This is a genomic window from Pseudomonas sp. Pseusp11, from assembly GCF_047304405.1.
Classification (GTDB): domain Bacteria; phylum Pseudomonadota; class Gammaproteobacteria; order Pseudomonadales; family Pseudomonadaceae; genus Aquipseudomonas.
Genome location: NZ_JBGLZF010000017.1, coordinates 20,154 through 47,004, shown reverse-complemented (window position 1 = coordinate 47,004; position 26,851 = coordinate 20,154). Strand labels below are relative to the sequence as shown.

Genomic DNA, 26,851 nt, shown 5'->3' with positions numbered 1-26,851 from the left:
ACCTGCTTCATGCGGCCGTGCTTTAGTTTGCCTTTTTCAGGGAGAGCACCATGAGCGAATTCGATCTCGGCCGCCGTCGTGTCATACAAGCTGTCGGGGCCGGGCTATTGCTGCCCGGTCTGGCCCCGGCGGTGATTGCTTCGGTCAAGGATCGGCCGCAACTCACCGATGGTGTGCAGTCCGGCGACCTGTTGGGCGACCGGGCGATGATCTGGAGCCGTAGCGATCGTGCGGCGCGGATGGTGGTGGAATGGGACACGCGCAGTCTGTTCAGCAACCCCCGTCGATTCGTCTCGCCATTGGCCGATGCCGGCACCGATTTCACCGCTCGGGTCGAACTCACCGGCCTGCCCGCCGATCAGGCGATTTTCTACCGCGTGACGTTCGAAGACGCCCAGAGCGGTGTCGCCAGTGAACCCTGGTTCGGCCATCTGCGCAGTGTGCCCAGCGCTCGGCGGAATATTCGCTTCGTCTGGAGTGGCGACACGGTTGGCCAAGGCTTCGGCATCAACCCGGACATCGGCGGCATGCGCATCTACGAAGCCATGCGTCTGCGCCTGCCGGATTTTTTTATCCACAGCGGCGACACCATCTACGCTGATGGCCCGGTGCCGGCGCAACTGATCACCGAAAGCGGCCGGGTGTGGCGCAACGTCACCAGCGAAGCCAAGAGCAAAGTCGCCGAAACCCTCGACGAGTATCGCGGCAATTACCGCTATAACCTGATGGACGAAAACGTCCGTCGCTTCAACGCCGAAGTGCCGCAGATCTGGCAGTGGGACGACCACGAAGTGGTGAACAACTGGTCGCCGGGCAAGCAACTGGATAATCGCTACAAGAGCAAAGATATCCACAGCCTGGTGGGCCGCGCGCGGCAGGCCTGGCTGGAATATGCGCCGATGCGTTTGCAGAGTGCTGACGGTGGCGGGCGGATTTATCGCAAGCTGAGTTATGGGCCGATGCTCGATGTGTTCGTGCTCGACATGCGCAGCTACCGGGGTGCCAATGACGACAATCTCGGTGCCGCCAAACCGTTCCTCGGTCGAGAACAATTGGATTGGCTCAAACGTAAATTGAAAAGCTCCCAGGCTCAATGGAAAGTCATCGCCGCTGACATGCCTATCGGCCTCGGCGTCCCGGACGGCGAAGTCAGCCCCGGTGTGGCGCGTTGGGAGGCGGTGGCCAACGGTGATCCGGGCCCGGCTCAAGGCCGTGAACTGGAGATCGCTGAATTACTGAGCTTTCTGCGGGCGCAGCAGGTGCGCAATTTCGTTTGGCTGACGGCGGATGTGCATTATTGCGCGGCGCACCATTACCATCCTGATCGCGCGGCGTTCCAGGACTTCGAACCGTTCTGGGAATTTGTCGCGGGGCCACTGAATGCGGGGAGCTTCGGGCCGAATGCGCTGGATAAAACCTTCGGCCCCGAGGTGGTGTTCCAGAAGGCGCCAGCGGCGCAGAACACCTCGCCGTTTGCCGGGTTTCAGTTTTTTGGCGAGGTGAACATCGATGGGCAGTCGGGGGAGTTGAGTGTCGTGCTGCGGGATCTGGATGGGGTGGGGGTGTTCGAGCGTAAGTTGCAGCCGGTTTGAGGGCTTGATGCATGATCGTTCCCACGCTCTGCGTGGGAATGCCTCAACGGACGCTCCGCGTTCGGCTCTGGAAGGGACGCGGAGCGTCCCAGGCTGCATTCCCACGCGGAGCGTGGGAACGATCATGTACCGCGCTATTAGTAAACGTCGCGGCGGTAGCGGCCTTGTTCGATCAGGCGCTCGACTTCATCCGCGCCGAGGACTTCATTGAGCACTTGGTCCACCCCTGACGCCATCCCCTGCAAACTGCCGCAGATGTAAATCACGGCGCCATCGGCCAGCCATTTCTTCAGCTCGCCGGCAGACTCGCGCAGGCGATCCTGCACGTAGATTTTCTCGGACTGATCGCGGGAAAACGCCAGGTCCAGACGCGCCAGATCACCGTTGATCAACCACTCTTCCAGCTCCGCACGGCACAGGTAATCGTGTTCCCGATTGCGCTCGCCAAACAGCAGCCAGTGGTGCTGTTGCCCGTCGGCAATCCGTGCCTTGAGCAAACTGCGCAACCCGGCCAGGCCGGTGCCGTTGCCCAGCAGGATCATCGGCACCGGTTCGTTCGGCATATGGAAACCACTGTTGCGCCGCACCCGCAGGTTGACGTGGCTGCCCACAGGCACGTGTTCGGTCAACCAGCCGGAGCCGATGCCCAGGCTGCCGTCTGGGTGCCGCTCCTGACGCACGATCAATTCCAGCACGCCGTCGGCGGCGATCGAGGCGATGGAGTATTCGCGCAGGGCCAGTGGCACCAACGCATTCACCAGCGCTTGCGCGTGCAGGCCGACCAGATGAGCGCGGTTCTCGGGCAGTTGGCGGCTGGCCAGGGCTTGCTCCAGAGACTGCGACAGGCCATCGAGTTCAACCGTGGCTCGACCATCAATTCCCAGGCCTTCGAGGAAATGCTCGATGGCCCACGCACCATTGCGCGGCAGCACTTCCACCAGATCACCGGCCAGCCAACTGCTGGTGCTGGGAGCGGTAAGGCCGAGCAAGTACACGGGAGCTCCACTGCTGTCCGGGTTCATCAATTCGCGGCGGGTCAGGGTCCAGTTGTCGTAGCTGGGCGCTTGCCAGGTGTCGACCGGTGCCTGACCCGTCAGCAGACCGAGTTGCTGTTGCCAGTGACGCAGGGCGTAAGGGTCGCCACCGTCGACTTCAACCGGGGCGAACAAGGTCTTGCCGCCGTGCTCGCCCAGCCAGGTGTGCAAGCGACGGGCGAAGCCGCAGAAGTGTTGATACTGGCGGTCACCGAGGCCGAGCACGGCATAGTTCAGGCGTTTAAGACTCGGTGCACGCCCCAGCACTTTGCGTTCGAAACCGCGGGCGCTGTCCGGCGCTTCGCCGTCGCCGAAGGTGCTGACCACAAACAGCGCGTTGCTGGAATCTCGCAGGTCCTGTTCGCTGACATCGGCCAACGGTTGAACTTTCACCGGTAATCCGGCGGCCTGCAATTGCCCGGCAGTCTGCCAGGCGAGCTGTTCGGCAAACCCGCTCTGGCTGGCGAAGCCGATCAGCCATGCCGGTGCGTCGCTACCCGGTTGCTCAAGGCCTTTACGGGCATCCTTGATCTGACGTTTCTTGCGTCGGCGGTCCAGGTACAGCAACCAGCCCGTGACGAAAAACAGCGGCATGCTCAGCGCGGTGATGGTCAGGATGATCCGCCCGACAAGCCCGAAATAACTGCCGACGTGCAGTGCATAAATACTGGTCAGCAACTGCGCCTTGAGGCTCTTGTCGCTGTAGCGGTCATGACGGCTGACGGCGCCGGTCACCGGATCGAGGGTGATCTGGTTCCGTGCCTGGTCGTGGGGTGAATCCTTCAGCAGGTAGAACACGGTTGCCGGTTGCCCGGCCACTGGCGGCATCCGAACGTTGTAGGACGAAAGACCAGGGCCGGCGGCGCTGTAGATGCTGCTCCACATGGCGGCGTAATCGGCGGTGGGGGCCGGGCCGCTTGGCGCAGGGCCGCGACCACTGCGAACCCGCTCGTTTTGCGGCGAATCGGAAAGCAGCCTGGTCAGCCCTTTGTTGTACCACTCGTACGACCAGGACAACCCGGTCAGTGCTGCCAAAAGGTAGAACACCAGGCACCAGGTACCGGCCACCGAGTGCAGGTCCCAGTTGAAGCTGCGGCCCTTCTTCTTCCAGTCCAGCGTCAGCCAGGCGCGCCAGCTTTTCCACTGGCGCGGCCAGCGCAGGTACAGGCCGGACAGGCAGAAGAACACCAGAATCAGCGTGCAGGCGCCGGTGATCTGCCGGCCGGTATCACCCATGGCGAGGAAGCGGTGCAGTTGCAGCATCAGGCCGAAGAAGTCCTGGCCGGTGACGTCGCCCATGAACTCGGCGGTGTACGGGTCGAAATAACGCATCTGCCCGCGACGTTCACCGGGCGGCGCCGTGAAGATCACCCGCGCAGCATTGCCGCTGTCGGTCTCGACCCAGAGCATAGAGACGATCTTGCCCGAAGCGCTTTCGATTTTCTCCACCAGTTCGGCCGGTGGCAGCACGCCGGCGATCTGCTTCTCGACGTGCAGCACGGAAGGGTTCAGCGTTCGCAGGATTTCATCCTGAAACGAGACTGCCGCCCCGGTAATGCCCATCAGGGCCAGGACCAGTCCGGCGCTGATGCCGAAAAACCAGTGCAACTGGAACAGGGATTTCTTCAACACGTCGCTCGCCTTGTTCGTTCAAAAGTCATCATCACGGGCGCGCATTATGCCGTGAGTTGTCGAGAAGCATTCTTTTTTACACGCAAAAGCCCCGTTCACTTTGATGAACGGGGCTTTTGCCTGAGCGCTTTGGTCTTCACGCTTCTGTTATCAGAAGTGGAAGTTGGCACTCAGCAGGGCAGTGCGGCCCGCCGCCACGTGGGCGTAGTGCGTCTGGAATACCTGGTCGAAGTAACGTTTGTCAGCCAGGTTCTGCACGTTGAGTTGCAGGTCGACGTTCTTGGTCAGGCGGTAGCTGGCCATCGCGTCGTAACGCCAATAGGACGGAATCTCCACCGAGTTGGCGACGTTGCCGAACTGGGAATCGACGAAGGTCGCGCCGGCACCGACGGTCAACTTGTCCGGCACCAGGTCGTAGGTCGACCAGAACGTGAAGTTGTTTCGTGGGGTGCTTGGCATGTGGTTGCCTTCATCGGCGGCGAGGGTGGTTTTGACCACTTCGCTGTCCATGTAGGTGTAGCCGCCGAAGACTCGCCAGTTACGGGTCAGCTTGCCGGTGTAGGTCAGTTCCAGGCCATTGACCTGCTGTTCGCCGTCCAGCACTTGGGTGGTGCCGCCGTCCGGATCGTTGATACGCGCGTTGGTTTTCTCGGTGCGGAACAGTGCGGCGGTCAGCGACAGGTCGTCACCGAAGAAGTCCCACTTGGTGCCAATCTCGTAGTTGCGGTTCTTTTCCGGGTCCAGACTGCTGTTGTTCGCCGCCAGTTCCAGGCCCCCGTTGCCGCTGGTTTCGCCGGCCGGGTTGCTGGACGTCGAGTAGGCGGCATAGATGCTGCCGTTTGGCAGTGGGTTGTAGACCACGCCGATCTGGTAGTTCACCAGGTCGCTGGTGTTCTGACGGGAGAAACTGCCCGCTGGAGCCGTGCTGCTGGCGTTGGCGAAACCGCTGGATTCGACTTGGTAGTTGTCATAACGCAGACCCAGGTTCAGGGACCATTGCTCGTTGAACTTCAGGGTGTCGAACACGTAGGCCGCGGCGGTCTTGGTGTCGGTGTCGGTGAAGGCGTTGCTGTCGGTGATCCTGCCGTTCCAGTTATCCCCAGGCGTCGGGTTGTACAGGCTGGTGCAGTCGCCGGAGTTGAACAGGGCGCGGTTGCACCGGGTGCCGCTGGCGCTGGAGGTCAGGAGGTACGGACGGTTGTGGGTGTCCTGATAGGAAAACTCCAGACCGGTTACCAGGCTGTGCTCGATGGCGCCGGTGTTGAATTTGGCACTCAGGTCGGTCTGGTTGATCCAGCCGCTGGACGTCGAGTTACGGCTCTTCGCGCCACGGTAGAGACTGCCGTTGGCCACGTTGCCCTTGCTGTCGTCAGGGTTGGTGACGATGTAGTCCAGGGTTGAACGGGACATGCGAAAGCTGTTCGACACGGTCAGGCTATCGTTCAGATCGTGCTCGAGCTTGATCGTGCCGCTGTCGTTGCTGGTCTGGCGATAGTCGCGACCGGTGAGGCCGTAGAAGTTGTCGCGGTTGACGTTGGCCGGCTTGTCGACGTTGTACTTGCTGCGGTTGGGGCTCGAGGTCAACGGGATGCCGTAGTCGGGCATGTCGTCGGTTTCGACGTGGTAGTAGCCGACGGTCAAGCGGGTATCGGTGCCCAGGCCGAAGGCAAAGGACGGTGCCACGCCCCAGCGGCTGACGTCCACGGCATCACGCCCGGCGACGTTGGCTTCGTGCTTCATCAGGTTCAGCCGGAACGCCGAGGTGTCGGTCATTTGCTGGTTCAGGTCGAGAGTGGTGCGCTTGGTCTGGTCCGAGCCCCAGGTGAAGCCGCCGTTGTAGGCATTGCCCAGCTTGGCTGTCTTGCTCACCAGGTTCAGGCTGCCACCGGTGGAACCGGCGCCGGTGAAGGCTGATCCCGGGCCCTTGCTGACTTCGATCGATTCAACGTTGAAGATCTCGCGGCTCTGGGACGCCACGTCGCGCATGCCGTCGATGAACACGTCGCTTTCGGCGTTGAAACCACGAATGATCGGACGATCACCGGCCGGGTTGCCGCCCTCGCCGGCACCAAAGGTGATACCCGGCGTGGTGCGCAGGGCGTCGACCAGGCTGGTGGCGCCGGTGTCGCGAATCACTTGTTGCGGGATCACTGTGACGCTTTTCGGCGTCTCGCGCAGTGGCGCGGTGTACTTCTTGGAGGCCGAGGTATCGGTCTTGTAGGAGGTGTCATCCTGCTCGCCTACAACGCTGGTCGCGTCCAGGGATATGGCGTTGCCGGGTGCTTTTTCGTCGGTCTTCTCGGCCGCGAAAACCATGTGGCCCGCAGAGCCGGCGGTGATCGCCACGCCAATTGCAGACGCGAGCAAACGCGGTGAACTGACCGTTGATTGTGGTTGTTGGCGTGACATGTGAATTCCCCTCCCCAAGGATTTGAGGTCGCGGAATGTAGAGTAAATACGTATCTGTATCAATTGCGAAACGTTTCTATTCGCGATGAATTTACATTCTTTACAATTTGCCTTTACGGTTTTTGCGGGTTCATTCGTCTCTTGGGTTTTACAAGAGTAATAAGAATCAATACCATTAGCGCCCCTTTGCTTTCAGGTGTCTTTCCATGTTGTTGCACATTCCCGGCGTGTTCGCGAAAAAAGAAGTGCAGCGCATTCGCGAGGCCCTGGCGCAGGCGGATTGGGCCGATGGCAAAATTACCGCCGGTTATCAGTCGGCGAAGGCCAAGCACAATCTGCAACTGCCTGAAGGACATCCGTTGACCAAGGAAATCGGTGCGGCGATGCTCGAACGGCTGTGGAAAAATCCGCAGTTCATGTCAGCGGCATTACCGCACAAGGTCTTCCCTCCGTTGCTGAACTGTTACACGGCCGGTGGCAGTTTCGACTTCCATATCGACAATGCCGTGCGTCAGCCCAAGGGCAGCATCGAGCGGGTGCGCACCGATCTGTCGGCGACGCTGTTCTTCAGTGACCCGGAGGATTACGACGGCGGCGAACTGGAAATCCAGGACACCTTCGGCACTCAGCGCGTGAAATTGCCGGCCGGCGATATGGTCCTGTATCCCGGCACCAGCCTGCACAAGGTCAACGCCGTCACGCGTGGAACCCGCTACGCATCGTTTTTCTGGACGCAAAGCCTGGTGCGTGAAGACAACCAGCGCGCTTTGCTGTTCGAGATGGACGGGGCGATTCAGCAGCTGACCCAGGACTTGCCCGACCATCCTTCATTGATCCGCCTGACCGGTACTTACCACAACCTGTTGCGTCGCTGGGTCGAGGTATGAGTTATCAATTGCGCCGCGAGGAAGTCCTCGACGGTGATCGCCTCAAAGCCATGCTGGAGGAAAGTCCGGCGCGGGCGGCCCAGGCGATTCTGATCGCCGCCCGTGAAGGTGTGCTGGATGCCCAGGCCTTGCTGGGACAGATTTTGCTGGACGGGAGGGGTATCGAGCGGGATCAGCCGCTGGCGCTGCGCTGGTTCGAGATTGCGGCTCAGCGCGGGCACTTGATGGCGCGCAACATGCTCGGTCGTTGCCATGAACATGGCTGGGGGTGCACCGCCGATGGCTCGATAGCCGCGGGGCATTATCGTGTCGCCGCCGAAGCCGGGCTGGATTGGGCGATGTACAACTACGCCAATCTGCTGGCTACCGGGCGCGGGGTGGCTGAAAACCAGTCGCAAGCGCTGAATCTCTATCGGCGTGCCGCTGAACTGGGCCACGCGAAGTCGATGAATCTGCTGGGGCGTTATCTGGAAGAAGGCAAGTCTTGCCTCGCCGACCCTCTCGCGGCGCGAGTCTGGTATCGACGATCTGCCGAAGGCGGGGATTTTCGAGGTCAGTTCAGTTATGCGGCACTCCTGGCCGATGAGGGGCATGTTGACGAAGCGCTGTCCTGGTTACGTCGGGCATTGGCCACCGGTAACCAGAACTTTTTGCGGGTAAGCGGGGAGGCGCTGAATAACGCCTCCCACCCCAGGATTCGAGAGATGGCTGGGAAGTATAGCCAGCGTGCATCCGATCTCGCTCAACCGTTGGGTTAGCCGCGCAGCCACTGGCCTTTAGGGTTTTCCAGGTAGCGCTTGAAAGGCTTGGCCTGCGCGATCAGCTTTTGACCCTTTTGGGAGACGTCGTTTCCAGCACCCTCGGTGATGGTTTCGAGAAACAGTGACACGGCTTCGACAATGCTGCTCGTTTCATCCGCATACGAGTCGCGCGGTTCGATCACCTTTTTCGTGTCGTTCAGCTGTTTGACCTTCTTGTCGATGTCGCTCATTTGGGTGACGAGAGAGTCCAGGCGACCTTGTCGATCTTTAAGGCGAACCCGCAGTGTGGTTCGAGCTTTGATCAGGTCCTGGTATTTGATCAGTTCGTTTGCCTCATCAAGAAACTTGTTCGCGACCACAATGCCAGCCTTCAACGCGGCGGATTGAGGCGTTTCAGGTTGATTGCCGATCATCCCTGTCAGTTGCTCCAGCAGAGGTTTCAGGCGATCAATGAAGCTGAGGCTTTCAAACAGGCTGATCGCTTCGTTCAAGACCTTTTCATCTTCGAGCAGCTTATCCACAGGTGGCTTTTCTTTGTCCAGCTCAATGGCCAATGTCTCGCGAGCTTGCGCCAGTTCGGCAATCTTGAATCGATTATTGCTGATGGAGGAATACCGGACACTGTGGATAGCGTCGCTGAGTTCTGTCTGAGCTTCGTCCAGCTTGTTAGTGCACATCGAGATCAATTGTGTGGCTGTTTTGGTATAGAACTCAATAGCGTTTTTGGTTTGTGAATTCACTTCGCCGGCTGACAGAGCGGTCAGCGCTTCCAGCGTCTCGTTGAGTGCCGTGGTTTCCAGGCTGATGATTGCAGAAGTTAATGTCTTGGACGCGACCAGGTCTGTCTCGGTAATTTGAGAATTAAGCTTGATCAGTTCATTGCGCAGGGCTTCGATATACAGGTCAGCGGAGCCGATAATGGCCTGATAGCGAATGGTTTCTCGGCTGTCGCGAATAATAGACATGTCAGGTGCGGTATACGATGGGATGTTCATAAATATCCTTGTTTATAGTGGGGTAGATTGGCTTTGGTATCAGTCGAATGCTTTGGTTAACGCTTTGGCGTTGGATTCAATATTTTTCCAGTTGCTGAGCACAACTTTCAGGCTCGAAACAAAGGACCTGAGCGTGAGGAATTCGTGAATGCCATCGATTTTGTTTTTTGACGAGTCGATGTATTCGGAAATCGTGATCCACAAAGTTTCTAGAAGTGCAGTACTTTCCACCGCTCCGATGATGTAAGAATCGACGCTGTACAAACGGTCGTGGAGGACTAACAAGGTGCCCGTCAAAACACTTTTCTTGCGTACTTGCTCGGTGAGTTCATCCCGGCGTCGGATCAAGGGAGCTACGTGGACATCTCGCAGCATGGCTTTGACTCTTAGATATTGGGATCCCAGCGGGTCGGTGAAAGCCATGAAGTAATCGAAGAAGTTGGGTTCGTTTTCTTTGGTTTTTTCATCGACCAAGCGTTGAGCTTCATCAATTTCAGCATTGAGTCTAGTGATCTCGGCATTCAATTCGTGGCTGCCGGCAAGCTTGAGCTTTTCTCCGATCAATACCGCGACCACATTCGTCAGTTCGGTTTTGAAGAGTTTCAGGCGAAGCTGGATGTCAGTGCTGCTGGTTTTCTTTTGTTCGATGGAGCTGGCAATGAACTGGATAGAGTCCTTGATGGACGGAAATCTGTTTTTCTCGTCCCGTCCAATTTTAAGTTCAGGAAGTCTGGCAACCTCTTCGTCAGTCAGGCCTTCAATTGTGCCAATGTAATTTTGGTAGCCGGGCATTGTTTCAATGGCGGCGATAATGTCGTCTCCGAAATACCGCAGGTCTTCAGAAAATGTCTGGAGGCTGCCAGCGACTCTTTTCATCGACAACTCGATGTCGTTCCAGCTATTGGCATTAGTGACGATTTTGGTACAGGCATTTGCTATGTCATAAGGCTCCAGTCCCGCGATGCCAGTATGTTCGCTTTTTAACAGGATTTTAACGTCGTCAATGTTTACTGGAAGTGACTTGGCGGTAGTAATATACTCTTTGATTCGTTGGATATCTTTTTTGTCAACAATTGGCGGAGAGGTGCTAAAGGCGAAACCTTTGCTAATGGGTTCGGCGGTATAGCATGGTGCTTGATTAAGTTGCATGTTTGAAATCCATTTCAAGTTAGTGGGCGCGCAGCATAACTTTACTTTGGGGTTGAACGGTTGATGGGTGTGTAACGATATATGGAGTTGGTGGTTAAGTTGGTTTAGCTGTAAGCAGAAATAAAAAAACCCGTGAAGTTCACGGGTTTTCTCAGTGGGCGATTGCTTGTTAAACGTAAAACGACTTCAGCGGCGGGAAGCCATTGAATTCAACCGCGCTATAACTGGTGGTATATGCACCAGTCGACAACCAGTACAAACGATCACCGATCGCCAGGTTCAGCGGCAAACCGTACTTGTAGTTTTCGTACATGATGTCGGCGCTGTCGCAGGTCGGGCCGGCGATGACCACTTCTTCCATCTCGCCTTTCTTCTCGGTCCAGATCGGAAACTTGATGGCTTCGTCCATGGTTTCGATCAGGCCGGAGAACTTGCCCACATCCGTGTACACCCAACGCTCTACAGCGGTACGGGATTTACGCGCCACCAGCACCACTTCGCTGACCAGAATGCCGGCGTTGGCGATCAGCGAACGGCCCGGCTCCAGGATGATTTCCGGCAGGTCGTCGCCGAAGTCTTCCTTCAGGAAGCGGATGATTTCTTCAGCGTAGGTTTCCAGGCTGTTGGTGCGGGTGATGTAGTTGGCCGGGAAGCCGCCACCCATGTTGATCAGCTTCAGGTGGATGCCGTCTTCTTCTTTCAGGCGTTCGAAGATCACTTTGACCTTGGCGATTGCCGCGTCCCAGACGCTGATGTCGCGCTGTTGCGAACCGACGTGGAACGAGATGCCGTATGGCACCAGGCCCAGGTCACGAGCGAGGATCAGCAGGTCCATGGCCATGTCGGTCTGGCAGCCGAATTTGCGCGACAAAGGCCAGTCGGCAGTGGTCGAGCCTTCAGTCAGGATACGCACGTAGACTTTCGAGCCCGGAGCGGCCTTGGCGATGTTGCGCAGGTCGGCTTCGGAGTCGGTGGCGTACAGGCGCACGCCCTTGTCGTAGAAGTAGCGAATGTCTTTGGATTTCTTGATGGTGTTGCCGTAGCTGATCTGGTCGGCGCTGACGCCACGGCTCAGCACTTTGTCCAGCTCATAGATCGAGGCGATGTCGAAGCTCGAGCCTTTCTCTTTGAGCAGGTCGATGATTTCCACGGCCGGGTTGGCCTTGACCGCGTAGTAGACCTTGGCGAATTCGAAACCGGCACGCAGGTCGTCATAGGCCTGGGCGATCATCGCGGTGTCGATCACCACGAACGGGGTTTCTTGTTTGTCGGCGAAGGCCTTCATTTTCTGGAAGGTTTCGCGCGCGAAATAGTCTTCGACGTTGATCGACATGCTGGGAACTCCTACTGGCAAACTGAAATTATCAATGGGTGCAAATGAACGCCCTCCGTATCCCCACTTTGGTTCGCCTACTTCCCAAGGCATGTCGCCGAAAGCAAAAAGGCCATGGGAGGCGGTGCTTCCCTTGGCCTTGCTGTCTCGTCGTCAGTACTTGAGCCGGATGGATCGTTTCCAGCATGGACGTTCGGCGCGAACTTTAGGGCGTGAGGGGCTTGAGATCAACAAAAAATGTCGCGTTTTTGCACGCTTCCGTCGTGCGGTCCCTGACAGCTACTGATGTAACCGACCTGCGTGACAGTGTGATGTTCCCAAGACAAGGATTTTAGAAGGGAGCTTGCTTGGCTTTTGTGGCGAGGGAGCTTGCTCCCGCTGGGCCGCGTAGCGCCCCCAAAATCAGGCAATGCGGTTCTTCAGAAGGATCGCATCGGCTGACTTTACGACTGCTTCGCAGCCGAACGGGAGCAAGCTCCCTCGCCACAAAAGCACTAGAGCCTCAGACAGATCAGGCCAACGCAGTTTCCGCAGGTGAAACAATGCTGGTCTTGCCGCCACGGGACTTACCGGAGCTCAAATACTCGGCAATTGATTCCTGAGTCACTTCCCCAAGAAACACCCGCTCCGCATCCATCACCGGCAACCACGAGCGATTGAACTCGTACATGCGCGACAGCAGGATGCGCAAATGTTCGTCATACGCCGCGGTGGCGTTGAACTCGCGCCGGTATTGCGCGCAGGTGCCGGTCTGGCGATGCAGGTCGCGCCGACGCACATAGCCCAAGGCCTTGTTCTCGGCGCAGGTCACCACCACGTAGCGACGGTCCAGTTCGTCCATCAACTCCAGCGCTTCGGCCACCGGAGTTTCCGGGCTGACCGACGGCGCGTTGTCCGCCGCATCTTCAGCCTTCACCAGCAGCAGGCGCTTTAGCGTGCTGTCCTGGCCGACGAAGTCGCTGACAAAGTCGTCCGCCGGATGCGCGAGCAAGGTGTCTGGGTGGTCGATCTGCAACAGCTTGCCGGCGCGGAAGATCGCGATCTTGTCGCCGAGCTTGATGGCTTCGTCGATGTCGTGGCTGACCATGATCACGGTCTTGTTCAGCGCCCGTTGCATTTCGAAGAACTCGTTCTGGATCATCTCGCGGTTGATCGGGTCGACCGCGCCGAACGGTTCGTCCATCAACAACAGCGGCGCATCTGCCGCCAGCGCACGAATTACGCCGATCCGCTGTTGTTGGCCGCCGGACAATTCACGGGGGTAGCGAGTCAGGTATTGCTTGGGTTCAAGCTTGATCATGCTCATCAACTCACGGGCGCGGTCGTGGCATTTCTGTTTGTCCCAGCCGAGCAGGCGCGGAACGATGGTGATGTTTTCCTCGATGGTCATGTTCGGGAACAGACCGATCTGCTGGATCACATAACCGATGTTGCGGCGCAGCGTCACTTCGTCGAGGTCGGTGGTGTCTTCGCCGTTGATCAGGATCTTGCCCGAGGTCGGTTTGATCAACCGGTTGATCATTTTCAGCGTGGTGCTCTTGCCGCAGCCCGATGGCCCGAGGAACACACAGATCTCGCCTTCGTTGACGGTCAGGCTCACCGAGTCCACGGCTTTCACATCTTTGCCGTTGCTTTGGAAGGTCTTGCTGAGGTTCTGAAGTTCGATCATTTGAGTAATCCTTTTGGAGTCAGCGTGCGTTGCAGCCATTGCAGAAGCAGGTCGGCGAAGATGGCCAGAAGACTGACCAGCACCGCGCCGACGATAAGCATCGACATGTCGCTGCGGCTGATGGAAGCGAGGATGAGTACACCGAGGCCACCGGCGCCGATGGTGGCGGCGATGGTCATCACGCCGATGTTCATCACTACGGCGGTGCGTACACCGGCGAGGATCACCGGCACGGCAATGGGCAGTTCGACCATGCGCAGGCGCTGGCCGAAGGTCATGCCGATACCGCGGGCGGCTTCGCGAATGCCGGGTTCCACGCCGGTCAGCGCCAGGTAGGTGTTACGCATGATCGGCAGCAGTGAGTAGAGAAACACGGCGGTGATTGCCGGCATCGGGCCCAGGCCCTGGCCGAACCTGGAGTAGAACGGCAACAGCAGGCCGAACAGGGCAATCGACGGCACGGTCAGCAAAACCGTGGCGCTGGCTTGCAACGGGCCGGCCAATGTCGGGAATCGGGTCATCAGGATGCCCAGCGGCACGCCGACCAGAATCGCCAGCGTTACCGCGATGCCAACCAGGGTGATGTGCTGCCAGGTCAGGTGCAGCACTAGCGGCCAATCGAGATGGGAAAAGGCGTTGAGAAATTCCATGTCTTTTTCTCCTCTGCCTTATTGAACAGACAGCAGTGGATGCTGGCGCAGGAAATCGGCGGCAACGGATGAAGGGCTTTCGTGATCGACATCGACCCGTGCGTTGAGCTGGCGCATGGTGGCGTCGTCGAACAGTTCGGCCAGTGGCTTGAGCTCTTCGGCGAGTTTCGGGTGGGCATCGAGGTAGGCCTGGCGCACCACCGGCGCGGCGGTGTAGTCGGGGAAGTAATGCTTGTCGTCTTCGAGCAACTTGAGTTTGAAGGCGTTCAAGCGACCGTCGGTGGTGTAGACCAGGCCGGCGAACACCTGGCCGTTGCGCAGGGCGGTGTAGACCAGCCCGGCATCCATCTGGCGAATGTTGTTGCGGGTCAGGTTCATGCCATAGCGGTCGACCATGCCGCCCAAACCGTCGGAACGGTTGGCGAATTCGGTGTCTAGCGCGACGAGGTGATTAGTCTTCGCCTCGGCTTGCAACACCTCGTTCAACTGGCTGATGGTGTTGATCTGCGGATAAGCCTTCGCGGTTTTTTCCGGCAGGGCCAAGGCGTAGGTGTTGCTGAATTTCGACGGAGTCAGCCAGATCAGGCCTTTTTTTCCGTCGAGTTCTTTCACTCGGGCGTAGGACTGCGCGCTGTCGAGTTTTTCAGTGACATGGTTGTAAGCCACCAGCGAGACGCCGGTGTATTCCCAGAGCATGTCCAGTTGGCCACTTTCGTGGGCGCTGCGGGCCAGATTGCTGCCCAGGCCGCCGGTCACCTGGGTGTCGTAGCCCTTGGTGCGCAGGTATTGGGAAGTGATTTCCGCGAGCAGGGTTTGTTCGGTGAACACCCGGGCGCCGATGCGGATCAGCGGTTTTTCAGCGGCTTGGGCAAATCCTGCGAGCAGCAGAACGCAGCCTAGTAAAAAGCTTGATGTCTTCATGAGAGTTCCTTTGCCGAGGCTTAAGACGGGCGCAGGCCGCGTTCGAGCCAGAGGCGGCTGGCGAGTGTCACCAGTCCGTCGAGCAGCAAGGCCAGCAGGGCGGTGCAGGCCGCGCCGAGCAGCAGTTGCGGCTGATTGTTCAGGGCGATGCCGGGGAAAATCAGGCTGCCCAGACTGTTGGCGCCAATCAGGAACGCCAGCGGCGCGGTCCCGACGTTGATCGCCAGCGCCACGCGCACGCCACCGATGATGATTGGCACGGCATTCGGCAATTCGACCCGGCACAGCACCTGAGTCGGGGTCATGCCGATGCCGACGGCGGCTTCCTTGAGCGAACCCTGAACGTTTTTCAGCCCTTCATAGGTGTTGCGCACGATCGGCAACAGCGAAGCCAGGAACAGAGCGAAGATCGCCGGGCCGCTGCCGATGCCGAGGATGCCCAAGGCGATGGCCAGTACGGCGAGCGGCGGCACGGTGTTGCCGATGTTGAAGATCTGCATGAAGCGTTCGGCGCGTCCGACCATGGTCGGGCGGCTTAAGACGATGCCGGCGGGGATGCCCACAACGAGGGCGGCCAGCATGGAAGCGAGGACAAGAATCAGATGAGCTTGCAGGTAAAACAACAAATCGTCGCGGTACTGTTCGATCGTGTTGATGCCAATCAAGTGGACCAGCAGGGCCAGAAGGGCGACGACAACCGCACCTCCTGTCAGCCCTTTGCCATAGCGAATAGCCACAGGCAGACTCCTTTTTTCAGTCGGCGAACGCAGTCCCGTGTGGCATGCCATTCCTGGCTGCCGGGAAAACAACGTTCGCGAGAAGCAGCTCTACATGCTGATAAAACCGCATGAAATCGAGCCATAAGCGCAGCCTCGTCAGGCTAACTTGCTGATTTTTCAGCCCCTGACGATGGGTCGTAACAGGGGAGTGGACGCCTCTACCTTTTAAAAGGTTCCATAATCAGCAGCGTAGGAGCTGGCGAAGCCTGCGATCTTTTGATGTTGCGTTTAGAAGCGAAGATCAAAAGATCGCAGCCTTCGGCAGCTCCTACGTTGGGTTGCAACCTCCGTCAGCCCTGTGGATGGTGGTCCGTAGATCACTTTTTAAGCTATACTCGCCGCCCTTTTTTGAATCACCGCCAGGCGATTTCCCATGACCAAACAGGCCGCCGAAGTCGCGAAACGCCGCACTTTCGCCATTATTTCCCACCCCGATGCCGGTAAGACCACCATCACCGAGAAGCTCTTGCTGATGGGCAAGGCGATTGCGGTTGCCGGCACGGTGAAGTCTCGCAAGTCCGACCGCCATGCCACCTCCGACTGGATGGAAATGGAAAAACAACGGGGTATCTCCATTACCACGTCGGTCATGCAGTTCCCGTATCGCGACCACATGGTCAACCTGCTCGACACCCCGGGCCACGAAGACTTCTCCGAAGACACCTACCGCACCCTGACTGCGGTGGACTCGGCATTGATGGTCCTCGACGGCGGTAAGGGTGTAGAACCGCGGACCATCGCCCTGATGGACGTCTGCCGTCTGCGTGACACGCCGATCGTCAGCTTCATCAACAAACTCGACCGTGACATTCGCGACCCGATCGAACTGCTCGACGAAATCGAAGCAGTCCTGAAGATCAAGGCTGCTCCGATCACCTGGCCGATCGGTTGCTACCGCGACTTCAAGGGTGTTTATCACCTCGCCGACGACTACATCATCGTCTACACCGCCGGCCACGGTCATGAGCGCACCGAAACCAAAATCATCGAGAAGCTCGATTCCGATGAAGCGCGCGCGCATTTGGGTGACGAGTACGAACGTTTCATCGAGCAGCTGGAGTTGGTGCAGGGTGCCTGCCACGAGTTCAACCAGCAGGAATTCCTCGACGGCCAACTGACCCCGGTGTTCTTCGGTACCGCGCTGGGCAACTTCGGTGTCGATCACGTACTCGACGCCGTGGTCGACTGGGCACCGCAACCACTGGCCCGTGTCGCCAACGAGCGCACCGTCGAGCCAGTGGAAGAGAAGTTCAGCGGTTTCGTGTTCAAGATCCAGGCGAACATGGACCCGAAACACCGCGACCGCATCGCCTTCATGCGCATTTGCTCCGGCAAATACGAAAAAGGCATGAAGATGCGCCATGTGCGCACCGGCAAGGACGTGCGGATCGGCGACGCGCTGACGTTCTTCTCCTCCGAGCGTGAGCAACTGGAAGAAGCGTTCGCCGGTGACATCATCGGCCTGCACAACCACGGCACCATCCAGATCGGCGACACCTTCACCGAAGGCGAAGCCCTGGGCTTCACCGGCATCCCGCACTTCGCCCCGGAACTGTTCCGCCGCGTACGCCTGCGCGATCCGCTGAAATCCAAGCAACTGCGTCAAGGCTTGCAGCAACTGGCCGAAGAGGGCGCCACCCAGGTGTTCTTCCCCGAGCGCAGCAACGACATCATTCTCGGCGCCGTCGGTGTGCTGCAGTTCGATGTGGTCGCCAGCCGTTTGAAAGAGGAATACAAGGTCGAGTGCTCCTACGAGCCGATCACGGTGTATTCCGCGCGCTGGATCGAGTCCGGCGACAAGAAGAAGCTTGAGGAATTCACCAACAAGGCCGTGGAAAACCTCGCCCTCGACGGCGGCGGTCACCTGACCTACCTGGCCCCGACCCGGGTCAACCTGGCACTGATGGAAGAACGCTGGCCGGACGTGAAATTCCGTGCGACGCGTGAGCATCACTAAGCGCTGAGTTACAAGCCCCAAAGCCCCGATGCGCGAGCCTCGGGGCTTTTTATTGTCCGGGCGGCGAGCCGCACCATGCCCCATGTAGGCTTTTTCCAGTTCGCCTGTGGCTTGCCTCCTGTTTTGCATATTCGGTGTTTTTACCCGCGACAACCTGATCGCTGACGTCTAGTGTTCGAAGCTCACACAAGCGGCCTTTTCAAGGATCAATGGAATGACCATTCGGCTGACTCATCTGCTGCGGCTGGATGGCTATTTCTGCGCAATGGCCTGGGTGCTGGCGGCGTTGCTGTTCATCAATCGCTTGAGCAGCATGGTCAAACTGTTCATGGCGTTGTACCTGCGCCAGGAACTGGGGCTGGCGATTGAAACCGTCGGCTGGCTGTTATCCGCTTATGGCGCGGGCTTGCTGGTCGGGTCGATGCTGGGCGGATGGCTGAGCGATCATGTCCGCACGGCGCGGCTGACCGCTGCACTGTTTTTTGTCTCTGTGTGGGTTCTGGTTTTGCTGGGGCTGATCACGCAAGTGCCACTGCTGGCCGGCCTGCTGTTGCTCAGTGGGATCCTCGACGGGGCGATTCGTACACTGCATCAGCGGCTGATCATGGAGTATTGCGAAGTTGCACAGCGTCCGCGTGCACAGGCCTTGAGCCGTGTCGCCAGAAACCTCGGGATGGCCGTTGCCGGGGTATTGGGTGGAGTGTTGGCACAATCCGGTTTTCGCTGGGTATTTTTCGTCAGCGCGGCCATGACCTTGCTGGCATTGCTCTGGTTTGTCCGTACGACATGGCGTCGACCGGTGCTGATTGCTGACGGAACGCCCGATGCAGAGTCGGGTTCGGGTGTGCCGTATCGCGACAAACCGTTCCTCTGGTTGTTGGCTGCAGCGATCGTGCTCGGAATGGCATTCGATACGGTCTACAGCATGTTGGGCAACTATCTGCGTGATTACTACCGGTTGAGCACCGAAGCCATTGGCTGGCAGTTCGGTCTCAATGCGACGTTGGTGGTGTTGCTGCAAATTCCACTGTCCCATTGGGGGGAGCGCTGGGGCGTGCGGCGGCAACTGGTGGCGGGATGCTTGATGCTGGCGGTCGGGCTGGGCATGTTGCCACTGGGTTCCGGGCTGTTTTACGCCTGCCTGTCGACGGTGATCTGGACGCTGGGTGAGGCGTTGTTCATGCCGCCGCTGAATGTGTTGGTGATGCAACATGCCCAAGCCGGAAAAAGCGGCCAGTACTTTGGGCTCTTCTTCATGAGCTGGAGTGCGAGCGCGCTGGTTTCGCCTGTCCTTGGCGGCCAGCTGTATGGTCATTACGGCGGGCATAGCGTCTGGTTCGCAAGCGCGGTGCTGGCGATGTTGTCCATACCGCTGATTTATCAAGCGACTCGGTTGTCCGGGTATAAAAAGGCTCTTCCTTCCGTGCGCAGCGAGCCCGCATCACTTAGTTGATCTGGTTATAGGCATTATTCGAAACCAATCTCCCTTCTCACGGCATTTCCCGACCTTCGTTAGCGTCCTATCTGGAGAATCGCGCTAAATTTCTCTCTGCGCCATTCCGGCACCCATGCTTCACCCAAGAAAGGATGGAATCGGCTATGAGCATTATTCAACGCATAGTGTTGCTGCTGAAGGTTTTGGTGATGCTATCCCTCGGCACGTCAGCGGCGTGGGCGGAGTGCACGAACCATGATGAGCAGGCCTGGAGCGGGCAAGGCGTGCACAGCGAGCTGATGCTCGCCGCATCGGAATCGGGCAGCTCGGACGATGACGACACCGCCGACGACCCAGACAGCAACGAAGACGACACTTGAGCCTGAATGACAGGCAAAAGAAAACCCCGTCTGCCTGACTGATGCGCAGTCGGGGCAGAAGGGGTTTGGTCAACTCAGCAAAAGCGCGCCCCGGTATCCGGGGCGCGTTTTTTCAGGCCGCGCCGTCGAGGAATTGCTCGGCGTAGTGGCAAGCCACCTGGCGTGTGTCGAGCAGGCGCAGGGCCGGCTCTTCGATGGCACAGCGCTCGGTCGCGTACGGGCAACGCTTGTGGAAGGCGCAGCCAGACGGCGGGTTCAGCGGGTTTGGCAGTTCGCCGACGATCTTGATTTTCGGCTTGTCCGGATCCGGGTGAATGGTTGGCGTCGCCGACAATAACGCCTGGGTGTATGGGTGCAGGGGACGGGTGTAGATGTCCTCTTTCGGGCCCATTTCCACCGGACGGCCGAGGTACATCACCATCACGTGATCGGCAACGTGGCGTACCACCGCCAGGTTGTGGGAGATGAACACGTAAGCGGTGTTGAACTCTTGCTGCAAATCCATGAACAGGTTGAGTACCTGCGCCTGAATCGACACGTCCAGCGCCGAGGTCGGTTCGTCCGCCACCAGCACTTTCGGTTGCAGCATCATCGCGCGGGCCAGGGCGATCCGCTGGCGCTGACCGCCGGAGAACATGTGCGGATAGCGCTGGTAGTGCTCGGGACGCAAGCCCACCTGCTTCATCATCGCCTGGACTTTCTCGCGACGTTCGGCGGCGGAAAGGTTGGTGTTGATCAATAGCGGTTCAGCCAGTTGATCACCGATTTTCTGCCGTGGATTCAACGACGCGTACGGGCTCTGGAATACCATCTGCACATCTTTGCGCAGTTGCTTGCGTTGAGCCTTGTCGGCGCCGGCGACTTCCTGACCGGCGATTTTCAACGAGCCGGAGGATGGCTCTTCGATCAACGTCAGGGCACGGGCCAGGGTGGATTTGCCGCAACCGGACTCACCCACGACAGCGAGGGTCTTGCCGGCTTCCAGTTCGAACGACACACCGTTGAGGGCGCGCACGGTCGCATGGCCCTTGAACAGGCCACGGGACACTTCGTAGTGACGGGTCAGGTTGCGGGCGGTAAGTACGACGGCCATTACGCCACCTCCTGGTTCAACGGGTAGAAGCAGCGGGCGAGGCTGTTGCTTTTCTGGTCAAGGGCAGGACGCTGGGTGCGGCAATTGTCTTGCACGTACGGGCAGCGCGGCGACAGCAGGCAACCTTGCGGACGGTCGTAACGACCGGGAACGATGCCCGGCAGTGTCGACAGGCGCGCAGCACCCAGGCTGTGTTCTGGGATGGCCTTGAGCAGCGCTTCGCTGTACGGGTGCGCCGGAATGTCGAACAGTTGTGGCACCTGACCGACTTCAACCGCTTGGCCCGCATACATCACGCACACGCGCTGGGCGGTTTCGGCCACGACCGCGAGGTCGTGAGTAATCAGCACCAGGCCCATGTTCTGCTCTTTCTGCAGGGCCAGCAGCAGGTCCATGATCTGCGCCTGAATCGTTACGTCGAGTGCCGTGGTCGGTTCGTCGGCGATCAGCAGTTTTGGTTCGCCGGCAATCGCCATGGCGATTGCAACACGCTGGCTCATGCCGCCGGAGAGTTGATGCGGGTAGGCATCCATTCGGCTGGCGGCGCCCGGGATTTCCACTTTTTCCAGCAGTTCGATGGCGCGCTTGCGAGCGTCCTTCCTGGACATTTTCAGATGCAGGCGCAGCACTTCTTCGATCTGGAAGCCCACGGTGTAGCTCGGGTTCAGCGCGGTCATCGGGTCCTGGAAGACCATGGCCAGGTCTTTGCCGACGATCTGTCGACGCTGACGGTTGCTGAGCGCGAGCATGTTCTTGCCGTCGAAATTCAGGGCGTCGGCGGTGACGATCCCCGGATGCTCGATCAGGCCCATCAGCGCCATCATGGTCACGGACTTGCCGGAACCCGACTCGCCAACGATGGCCAGCACTTCGCCCTTTTCCACGGATATGTCGAGACCATCGACCACCGGAACGGCGTTGGCGTCGCCGAAGCGAACGTTGAGATTCTTGATTTCTAACAGTGACATTTGAATCTCCTCAGGCGGCGTTCTTGAGTTTCGGGTCCAGCGCATCGCGCAGGCCGTCGCCCATCAAGTTGATTGCCAGCACGCTGAGCAAAATGGTCAAACCAGGCAAGCTCACCACCCACCAGGCGCGTTCGATGTAGTCGCGAGCCGAAGCCAGCATGGTGCCCCACTCAGGGGTTGGCGGTTGTACGCCAAGGCCGAGGAAGCCCAGTGCTGCGGCATCGAGAATCGCCGAGGAGAAACTCAAGGTGGCCTGAACAATCAGCGGCGCCATGCAGTTGGGCAGCACGGTGACGAACATCAGGCGAGGCAGACCGGCACCGGCCAGGCGCGCGGCGGTCACGTAGTCGCGGTTCAATTCGCCCATCACCGCGGCGCGGGTCAGACGGACATAGGACGGCAACGAAACCACGGCGATGGCAATAATGGTGTTGATCAGGCCAGGGCCGAGGATGGCGACAATTGCCACCGCCAGCAGCAGGGACGGCAGGGCCAGCATGATGTCCATCAGACGCATGATGGTCGGGCCGAGCACGCGCGGGAAGAACCCGGCGAACAGTCCCATCAGGATGCCTGGAATCAGCGACATCACCACCGATGACAAGCCGATCAGCAGGGACAGGCGCGAGCCGTGAATCAAACGCGACAGCAGGTCACGACCGAGTTCATCGGTACCCAGCAGGAACTGGATATGCCCGCTTTCCAGCCAGGAGGGCGGGGTCAGCAGGAAGTCGCGGTACTGTTCGCTCGGGTTATGCGGTGCGACCCATGGGGCGAAGATCGCGCAGAAAATCACCAGCAGCATGAACATCAGGCCGGCGACGGCCCCTTTGTTCCTGGAAAACGCATGCCAGAATTCTTTGTAGGGCGACGGATACAGCAGGCTTTGATCGACTGCTACCGGTGTAGTGAGAGTGGTCATGGTCATTGATCTCAGCGCTGATGACGGATGCGTGGGTTGGCAAAGCCGTAGAGGATGTCCACTACGAAGTTGACCAGAATCACCAGGCAGGCGATTAACAGGATGCCGTTCTGCACCACGGGATAGTCCCGTGCGCCAATGGCTTCGATCAGCCATTTGCCGATGCCGGGCCAGGAGAAGATGGTTTCGGTCAGGACCGCGCCGGCCAGCAGCGTGCCGACTTGCAGGCCGACCACCGTCAGTACCGGAATCAGCGCATTGCGCAGACCGTGCACGAATACCACGCGCGATGGCGACAGGCCTTTGGCGCGGGCAGTGCGGATGTAGTCTTCACGCAGCACTTCGAGCATCGACGAACGGGTCATCCGCGCAATCACCGCCAGCGGAATGGTGCCGAGCACGATGGCTGGCAGGATCAGGTGATGCAGGGCATCGAAGAACGCTCCGACGTCATCGGCCAGCAACGTATCGATGAGCATGAAGCCGGTGCGTGGCTCGATGTCGTAGAGCAGGTCGATCCGCCCGGATACCGGGGTCCAGCCCAGGCTCACCGAGAAGAACATGATCAGGATCAGGCCCCACCAGAAGATCGGCATCGAGTATCCCGCCAGGGAGACACCCATTACCCCATGGTCGAACAGGGACCCTCGCTTGAGTGCCGCGATCACCCCGGCCAGAAGGCCCAGGATGCCGGCGAACAACATGGCGGCCGAGGCCAGTTCCAGGGTCGCGGGGAATAGAGAGCTGAACTCGGTCCAGACGCTTTCACGGGTACGCAGGGATTCGCCGAGATCGCCGTGGGCCAGTTTGCCAATGTAATCCAGGTATTGGGCATACAGCGGTTTGTTCAGACCTAGGCGTTCCATTGCCTGAGCATGCATTTCGGGGTCGACCCGACGTTCGCCCATCATCACTTCCACGGGGTCGCCAGGAATCATGCGGATCAACGCGAAAGTCAACAAGGTGATGCCGAAGAACGTGGGGATCAGTAACCCCAATCGGCGGGCAATAAAACTAAACATCTTGTGTGGTACCTCATCAGCCGGTTAGGCGTACCCGGCATCGCTGGGGTCAGCGATGCCGGGCGTTTCTTATCTACTTCACCTGGGTGGTGGCGAAGTTGTTAGTGGTGAGGGGGCTAATGTGATAGCCCTCTACGTTGGTGCGCATTGCAGTGAACATGCGGGTGTGCGCCATGCTGATCCATGGCTGGTCCTGATTGAAAACGTCCTGGGCCTGTTCGTAGAGCGCCGTGCGTTCGGCCGGGTTCACTTTGGCCCGTGCTTCGTCGATCAGCGCCTGGAACTTTTCATTGCACCAGCGAGCGTAGTTTTCGCCGTTCTTGGCAGCCTCACAACTGAGCATAGGCGTCAGGAAGTTATCCGGGTCGCCGTTATCGCCTGCCCAACCGGCGGACACCATATCGTGCTCGCCGTTCTTCGCGCGCTTGAGCATTTCGCCCCATTCCATGACACGAATATCGACCTTGATTCCAACCTTGGCCAGATCTGCCTGCATCATTTGTGCGCCGAGCATCGGATTAGGGTTGGTCGGGCCGCCGCCGTTACGGGTGAACAGGGTGAACACGGTGCCATCCGGCACACCGGCTTCCTTGAGCAGGGCGCGAGCCTTGTCGAGGTCGCGAGGCGGGTTGGTCAGTTTATGGTTGTAGCCCAGCAGGGTGTCCGGGTACGGGTTGACCGCCACCGTCGCATTGCCTTTGCCGAACAGCGCGTTGACATATGCCTCTTTGTCGAACGCGATGTCGATGGCTTTGCGCACTCGCACGTCGCTTATGTACGGGCGTGCGGTGTTCATGGCGACGTAGGAGACGGTCATCGCGTTCAGCTCATCAACCTTCAGGTTGGTGTCTTTCTTGATGCTCGGGATGTCATCCGGTTTCGGATACAGCGCGATCTGGCACTCGTTGGCCTTGAGCTTTTGCAGGCGCACGTTGTTGTCGGTGGCAATCGCCAGGACCAGCGCGTCAGCCGGTGGCTTGCCACGGAAGTAGTCCGGGTTGGCCTTGAAGCGCACCTGGGCGTCCTTGGCGTAACGCTGGAAAATGAACGGGCCGGTACCGACCGGTTTGTTGTTCAGGTCGCCGGTCTTGTTGGCCTTGAGCAACTGGTCGGCGTATTCGGCCGGGTAGATCGAGGAGAACGCCATGGCGATGTCTGCCAGGAACGGCGCTTCGCGGCGGGTCAGGGTGAACTTGACCGTGTTGTCGTCGACTTTCTCTACGCTTTTGAGCAGTTCCTTGAAGCCCATGCTCTCAAAGTACGGGAAGCCCACGCTCGACAGCTTGTGCCATGGGTGATTCGGGTCCAGCTGACGCTGGAAGCTCCAGACCACGTCGTCGGCGTTCATGTCGCGGGTCGGCTTGAAGTAATCGGTGGTGTGAAACTTGACGCCTTTGCGCAGGTGGAACGTGTAGGTCAGGCCGTCTTCACTGATGTCCCAGGATTCGGCCAGCGCCGGAATCACTTCAGTGGTGCCGGGCTTGAAGTCCGCCAGGCGATTGAAGATGGTTTCGGCCACTGCGTCGGCTGTGACTGCAGTCGTGTACTGGACCATATCGAAGCCTTCCGGGCTGGCTTCGGTACAGACCACCAAGGGTTTGGCCGAGACGCCAACAGCGACACTCAGCAATGCGGCAGCGATGGCCGCTCGTAGGGGAAGCATTTTCATCAAGAACCCTCTGCAATCGGTTGAACAGGAAAAACCGGACGGCCGACTCGTCATGAGTCAGCCGCCGGCGTGCGTTTTACAAAATGTTGAAAGGGATGGTGGTCACGAGACGGAACTCGTTGAGGCTGCCATCAGCCTGGTTTTCGCTGGCACGGTGCGCGGTGTAGGTCGCGCGGATAGCGGTGGCCTTGAGTGGGCCGCTCTGTACCGCGTACGAAGCGCCGATGCCGTATTCGTAGTGGTGCTCGCCATCCTGGGTCTGGATGCCGTCGTAACCTTTGCCAACCACGCCACCGTTGCCGGTGTAGTGAGTGCCGTCGATACCCCAGCCGCGAGCCTGGTAGATGTTGAACTTCAGACCTGGCACGCCGTATTCGGCCATGTTCAGGCCATAGGCGATCTGGAAGGACTTCTCGTTCGGGCCGTTGAAGTCCGACAGCAGGGAGTTGGCCAGGTAGATGCCGTTGGTTTCATGCAGGTAGTCGAAGTACTCGTTACCGTTCACTTCCTGGTACGAGAAGGTCAGGCTGTGGGCCTGGTGGGTCAGGCCGAACGACAGGGAGTAGGTGTCGTTGTCGATCTCGCCGAGCTTGGCTTTACCTTCGTCTACGGTTTTGTAGTAGTTCAGGCCGGTGGTCAGGCTCAGGACCTGGCTGTCACCCAGTACATGGGTGGCGCCGAAGTAGTACTGGTTCCACAGGTCTTCAGCCTGGGTGCCCCAAAGGCTGGTGGTCAGGCTGGAGAATGGCTGGTAGGTGATACCGGCAGTGTGGACGTGATCGGCTTCGGCATTGGTGTCGCCGTATTCGGAGCGGAACTTGCGCTGGCTTTGTTCGGTACGCGGAGAGTTGCGGTCGAAAGTGCCGAGGTCGAAGGTCAGGTTTTCCAGTTCTTCACTGTGCAGGCTCACACCTTCGAAGCTCGAAGGCAGGGCACGGTTACCGATGACATCGACCATCGGGCTGCTGAAGTTCTGGCGGCCGGCGGTCAGCGTGGTGTTGGAGATACGGGCCTTGACGTTGGCCAGTCCCAGTTTGCTCCACTGACCTTGTGCGTCGCCGCCTTCTTTGGTCAGGGTACGGTTGTTGCCCGCGCCAGGTCGGGTGGTCGGTGCGCCGCCGTTGTTGGACGCCAGGTCCTTGCGATCACGATCCAGAGCGATGGCATTGTAGGCAGCCACTTCGGTACTGAAGCCTACGGTGCCTTCAGTGAAACCGGAGTTGTACTTGACGATAGTGCCCTGAACCCAGTTGATACGACGATCAGTCGGGGTCGATACACCGTCCTTCTTGTAAGTGAACTTGCCGCCACGTTTCAATTGCTCGTTGGCGTACCAGTTACGCGTGCTGCCGGTGATCGATTGGCCTTCGACAAAGCCAGTGGCTTCGCTTTGGGCGCTTTTCTCTTTCACGGTAACCGGGGTGAACGCCTGGCTCTGGGATTCTGCGTAAGCCGTGGCGGTCACGCTGCTGATGGCCAAGGCCAGTAACGCGGTGCTGCTCAGTTTCATGTGTGAAGCTCCTTACTTTCTTTTTTTAATGCCGGTCTTTTTTGGTGATCCGGCTATTTGGTTTAGAACTCATTCAGGCTTAGC

General features: G+C 58.9%; 21 protein-coding genes. 6 read left to right on the top strand and 15 right to left on the bottom strand.

The window, feature by feature from the left end; all coding sequences use genetic code 11:
* Positions 1-50 precede the first annotated feature (50 nt).
* On the top strand, positions 51-1,592 hold the full coding sequence (locus ACCC96_RS15770) for an alkaline phosphatase D family protein (RefSeq protein WP_413696263.1): 1,542 nt from the start codon (positions 51-53) through the stop codon (positions 1,590-1,592).
* Between the two features lie 137 nt (positions 1,593-1,729).
* Here ACCC96_RS15770 and ACCC96_RS15765 read toward each other — a convergent pair whose 3' ends face one another.
* Complete coding sequence (locus tag ACCC96_RS15765) at positions 1,730-4,258, bottom strand: PepSY domain-containing protein (protein ID WP_413696262.1); 2,529 nt, start codon at positions 4,256-4,258, stop codon at positions 1,730-1,732.
* A gap of 150 nt (positions 4,259-4,408) precedes the next feature.
* Positions 4,409-6,667, bottom strand: coding sequence for a TonB-dependent siderophore receptor (locus ACCC96_RS15760; protein WP_026346016.1), 2,259 nt, complete (start codon positions 6,665-6,667; stop codon positions 4,409-4,411).
* 206 nt (positions 6,668-6,873) lie between these two features.
* On the opposite strand from ACCC96_RS15760, the gene ACCC96_RS15755 reads away from it, so the two are divergent.
* Positions 6,874-7,554: a Fe2+-dependent dioxygenase gene (locus ACCC96_RS15755; RefSeq protein WP_413696261.1), complete on the top strand. Its 681-nt coding sequence runs from the start codon at positions 6,874-6,876 to the stop codon at positions 7,552-7,554.
* Positions 7,551-8,312, top strand: coding sequence for a tetratricopeptide repeat protein (locus ACCC96_RS15750; protein ID WP_413696260.1), 762 nt, complete (start codon positions 7,551-7,553; stop codon positions 8,310-8,312). The genes ACCC96_RS15755 and ACCC96_RS15750 overlap by 4 nt, the downstream gene beginning before the upstream one ends.
* Here the strand turns inward: ACCC96_RS15750 and ACCC96_RS15745 are convergent.
* From ACCC96_RS15745 to ACCC96_RS15715, 7 genes are all read right to left on the bottom strand, one after another.
* Complete coding sequence (locus ACCC96_RS15745) at positions 8,309-9,310, bottom strand: alpha-xenorhabdolysin family binary toxin subunit B (protein ID WP_413696259.1); 1,002 nt, start codon at positions 9,308-9,310, stop codon at positions 8,309-8,311. The genes ACCC96_RS15750 and ACCC96_RS15745 overlap by 4 nt on opposite strands.
* Before the next feature lie 39 nt (positions 9,311-9,349).
* Positions 9,350-10,459, bottom strand: coding sequence for an alpha-xenorhabdolysin family binary toxin subunit A (locus ACCC96_RS15740; RefSeq protein ID WP_413696258.1), 1,110 nt, complete (start codon positions 10,457-10,459; stop codon positions 9,350-9,352).
* Positions 10,460-10,628: 169 nt separating this feature from the next.
* Positions 10,629-11,792: a type III PLP-dependent enzyme gene (locus ACCC96_RS15735; protein WP_018929507.1), complete on the bottom strand. Its 1,164-nt coding sequence runs from the start codon at positions 11,790-11,792 to the stop codon at positions 10,629-10,631.
* A 511-nt stretch (positions 11,793-12,303) separates the two neighbouring features.
* Positions 12,304-13,461 carry a betaine/proline/choline family ABC transporter ATP-binding protein gene (locus ACCC96_RS15730; protein WP_413696257.1) on the bottom strand — a complete coding sequence of 386 codons (1,158 nt, stop codon included), beginning with the start codon at positions 13,459-13,461 and terminating at the stop codon, positions 12,304-12,306.
* Positions 13,458-14,111: an ABC transporter permease gene (locus ACCC96_RS15725; RefSeq protein ID WP_018929509.1), complete on the bottom strand. Its 654-nt coding sequence runs from the start codon at positions 14,109-14,111 to the stop codon at positions 13,458-13,460. The genes ACCC96_RS15730 and ACCC96_RS15725 overlap by 4 nt, the downstream gene beginning before the upstream one ends.
* Positions 14,112-14,129: 18 nt before the next feature.
* A complete protein-coding gene (locus tag ACCC96_RS15720) occupies positions 14,130-15,032 on the bottom strand; it encodes a glycine betaine ABC transporter substrate-binding protein (protein ID WP_413696256.1) in 903 nt (300 codons plus the stop codon).
* Between the two features lie 20 nt (positions 15,033-15,052).
* Positions 15,053-15,769, bottom strand: coding sequence for an ABC transporter permease (locus ACCC96_RS15715; RefSeq protein WP_413696255.1), 717 nt, complete (start codon positions 15,767-15,769; stop codon positions 15,053-15,055).
* Between the two features lie 415 nt (positions 15,770-16,184).
* Here ACCC96_RS15715 and ACCC96_RS15710 point away from each other — a divergent pair, with 415 nt between their 5' ends.
* The 3 genes from ACCC96_RS15710 to ACCC96_RS15700 all read left to right on the top strand — a co-directional run bounded on the left by ACCC96_RS15710 (position 16,185) and on the right by ACCC96_RS15700 (position 19,583).
* Positions 16,185-17,768, top strand: a complete 1,584-nt coding sequence (locus ACCC96_RS15710; RefSeq protein ID WP_019651101.1) for a peptide chain release factor 3 — start codon at positions 16,185-16,187, stop codon at positions 17,766-17,768.
* Positions 17,769-17,982: 214 nt separating this feature from the next.
* Positions 17,983-19,221 (top strand): MFS transporter, encoded by a 1,239-nt coding sequence (locus tag ACCC96_RS15705; RefSeq protein WP_413696254.1) that lies wholly within the window; start codon positions 17,983-17,985, stop codon positions 19,219-19,221.
* Between the two features lie 146 nt (positions 19,222-19,367).
* The gene (locus ACCC96_RS15700; RefSeq protein WP_258672356.1) at positions 19,368-19,583 is read left to right on the top strand and encodes a hypothetical protein; all 216 of its coding nucleotides are present in this window, start codon (positions 19,368-19,370) and stop codon (positions 19,581-19,583) included.
* 112 nt (positions 19,584-19,695) lie between these two features.
* On the opposite strand, the gene ACCC96_RS15695 is transcribed toward ACCC96_RS15700, so the two are convergent.
* The 6 genes from ACCC96_RS15695 to ACCC96_RS15670 form a co-directional block, all read right to left on the bottom strand.
* Positions 19,696-20,676, bottom strand: coding sequence for a peptide ABC transporter ATP-binding protein (locus tag ACCC96_RS15695; protein WP_064616155.1), 981 nt, complete (start codon positions 20,674-20,676; stop codon positions 19,696-19,698).
* Positions 20,676-21,644 carry an ABC transporter ATP-binding protein gene (locus ACCC96_RS15690; protein ID WP_007941106.1) on the bottom strand — a complete coding sequence of 323 codons (969 nt, stop codon included), beginning with the start codon at positions 21,642-21,644 and terminating at the stop codon, positions 20,676-20,678. The genes ACCC96_RS15695 and ACCC96_RS15690 overlap by 1 nt, the downstream gene beginning before the upstream one ends.
* A 10-nt stretch (positions 21,645-21,654) precedes the next feature.
* Positions 21,655-22,566: an ABC transporter permease subunit gene (locus ACCC96_RS15685; RefSeq protein ID WP_064621194.1), complete on the bottom strand. Its 912-nt coding sequence runs from the start codon at positions 22,564-22,566 to the stop codon at positions 21,655-21,657.
* Between the two features lie 11 nt (positions 22,567-22,577).
* Positions 22,578-23,588 carry an ABC transporter permease subunit gene (locus ACCC96_RS15680; protein ID WP_018929516.1) on the bottom strand — a complete coding sequence of 337 codons (1,011 nt, stop codon included), beginning with the start codon at positions 23,586-23,588 and terminating at the stop codon, positions 22,578-22,580.
* Between the two features lie 73 nt (positions 23,589-23,661).
* Positions 23,662-25,257: an ABC transporter substrate-binding protein gene (locus tag ACCC96_RS15675; RefSeq protein ID WP_258672358.1), complete on the bottom strand. Its 1,596-nt coding sequence runs from the start codon at positions 25,255-25,257 to the stop codon at positions 23,662-23,664.
* 76 nt (positions 25,258-25,333) lie between these two features.
* Positions 25,334-26,767, bottom strand: a complete 1,434-nt coding sequence (locus ACCC96_RS15670) for an OprD family porin (protein ID WP_413696253.1) — start codon at positions 26,765-26,767, stop codon at positions 25,334-25,336.
* Between the last annotated feature and the right edge of the window lie 84 nt (positions 26,768-26,851).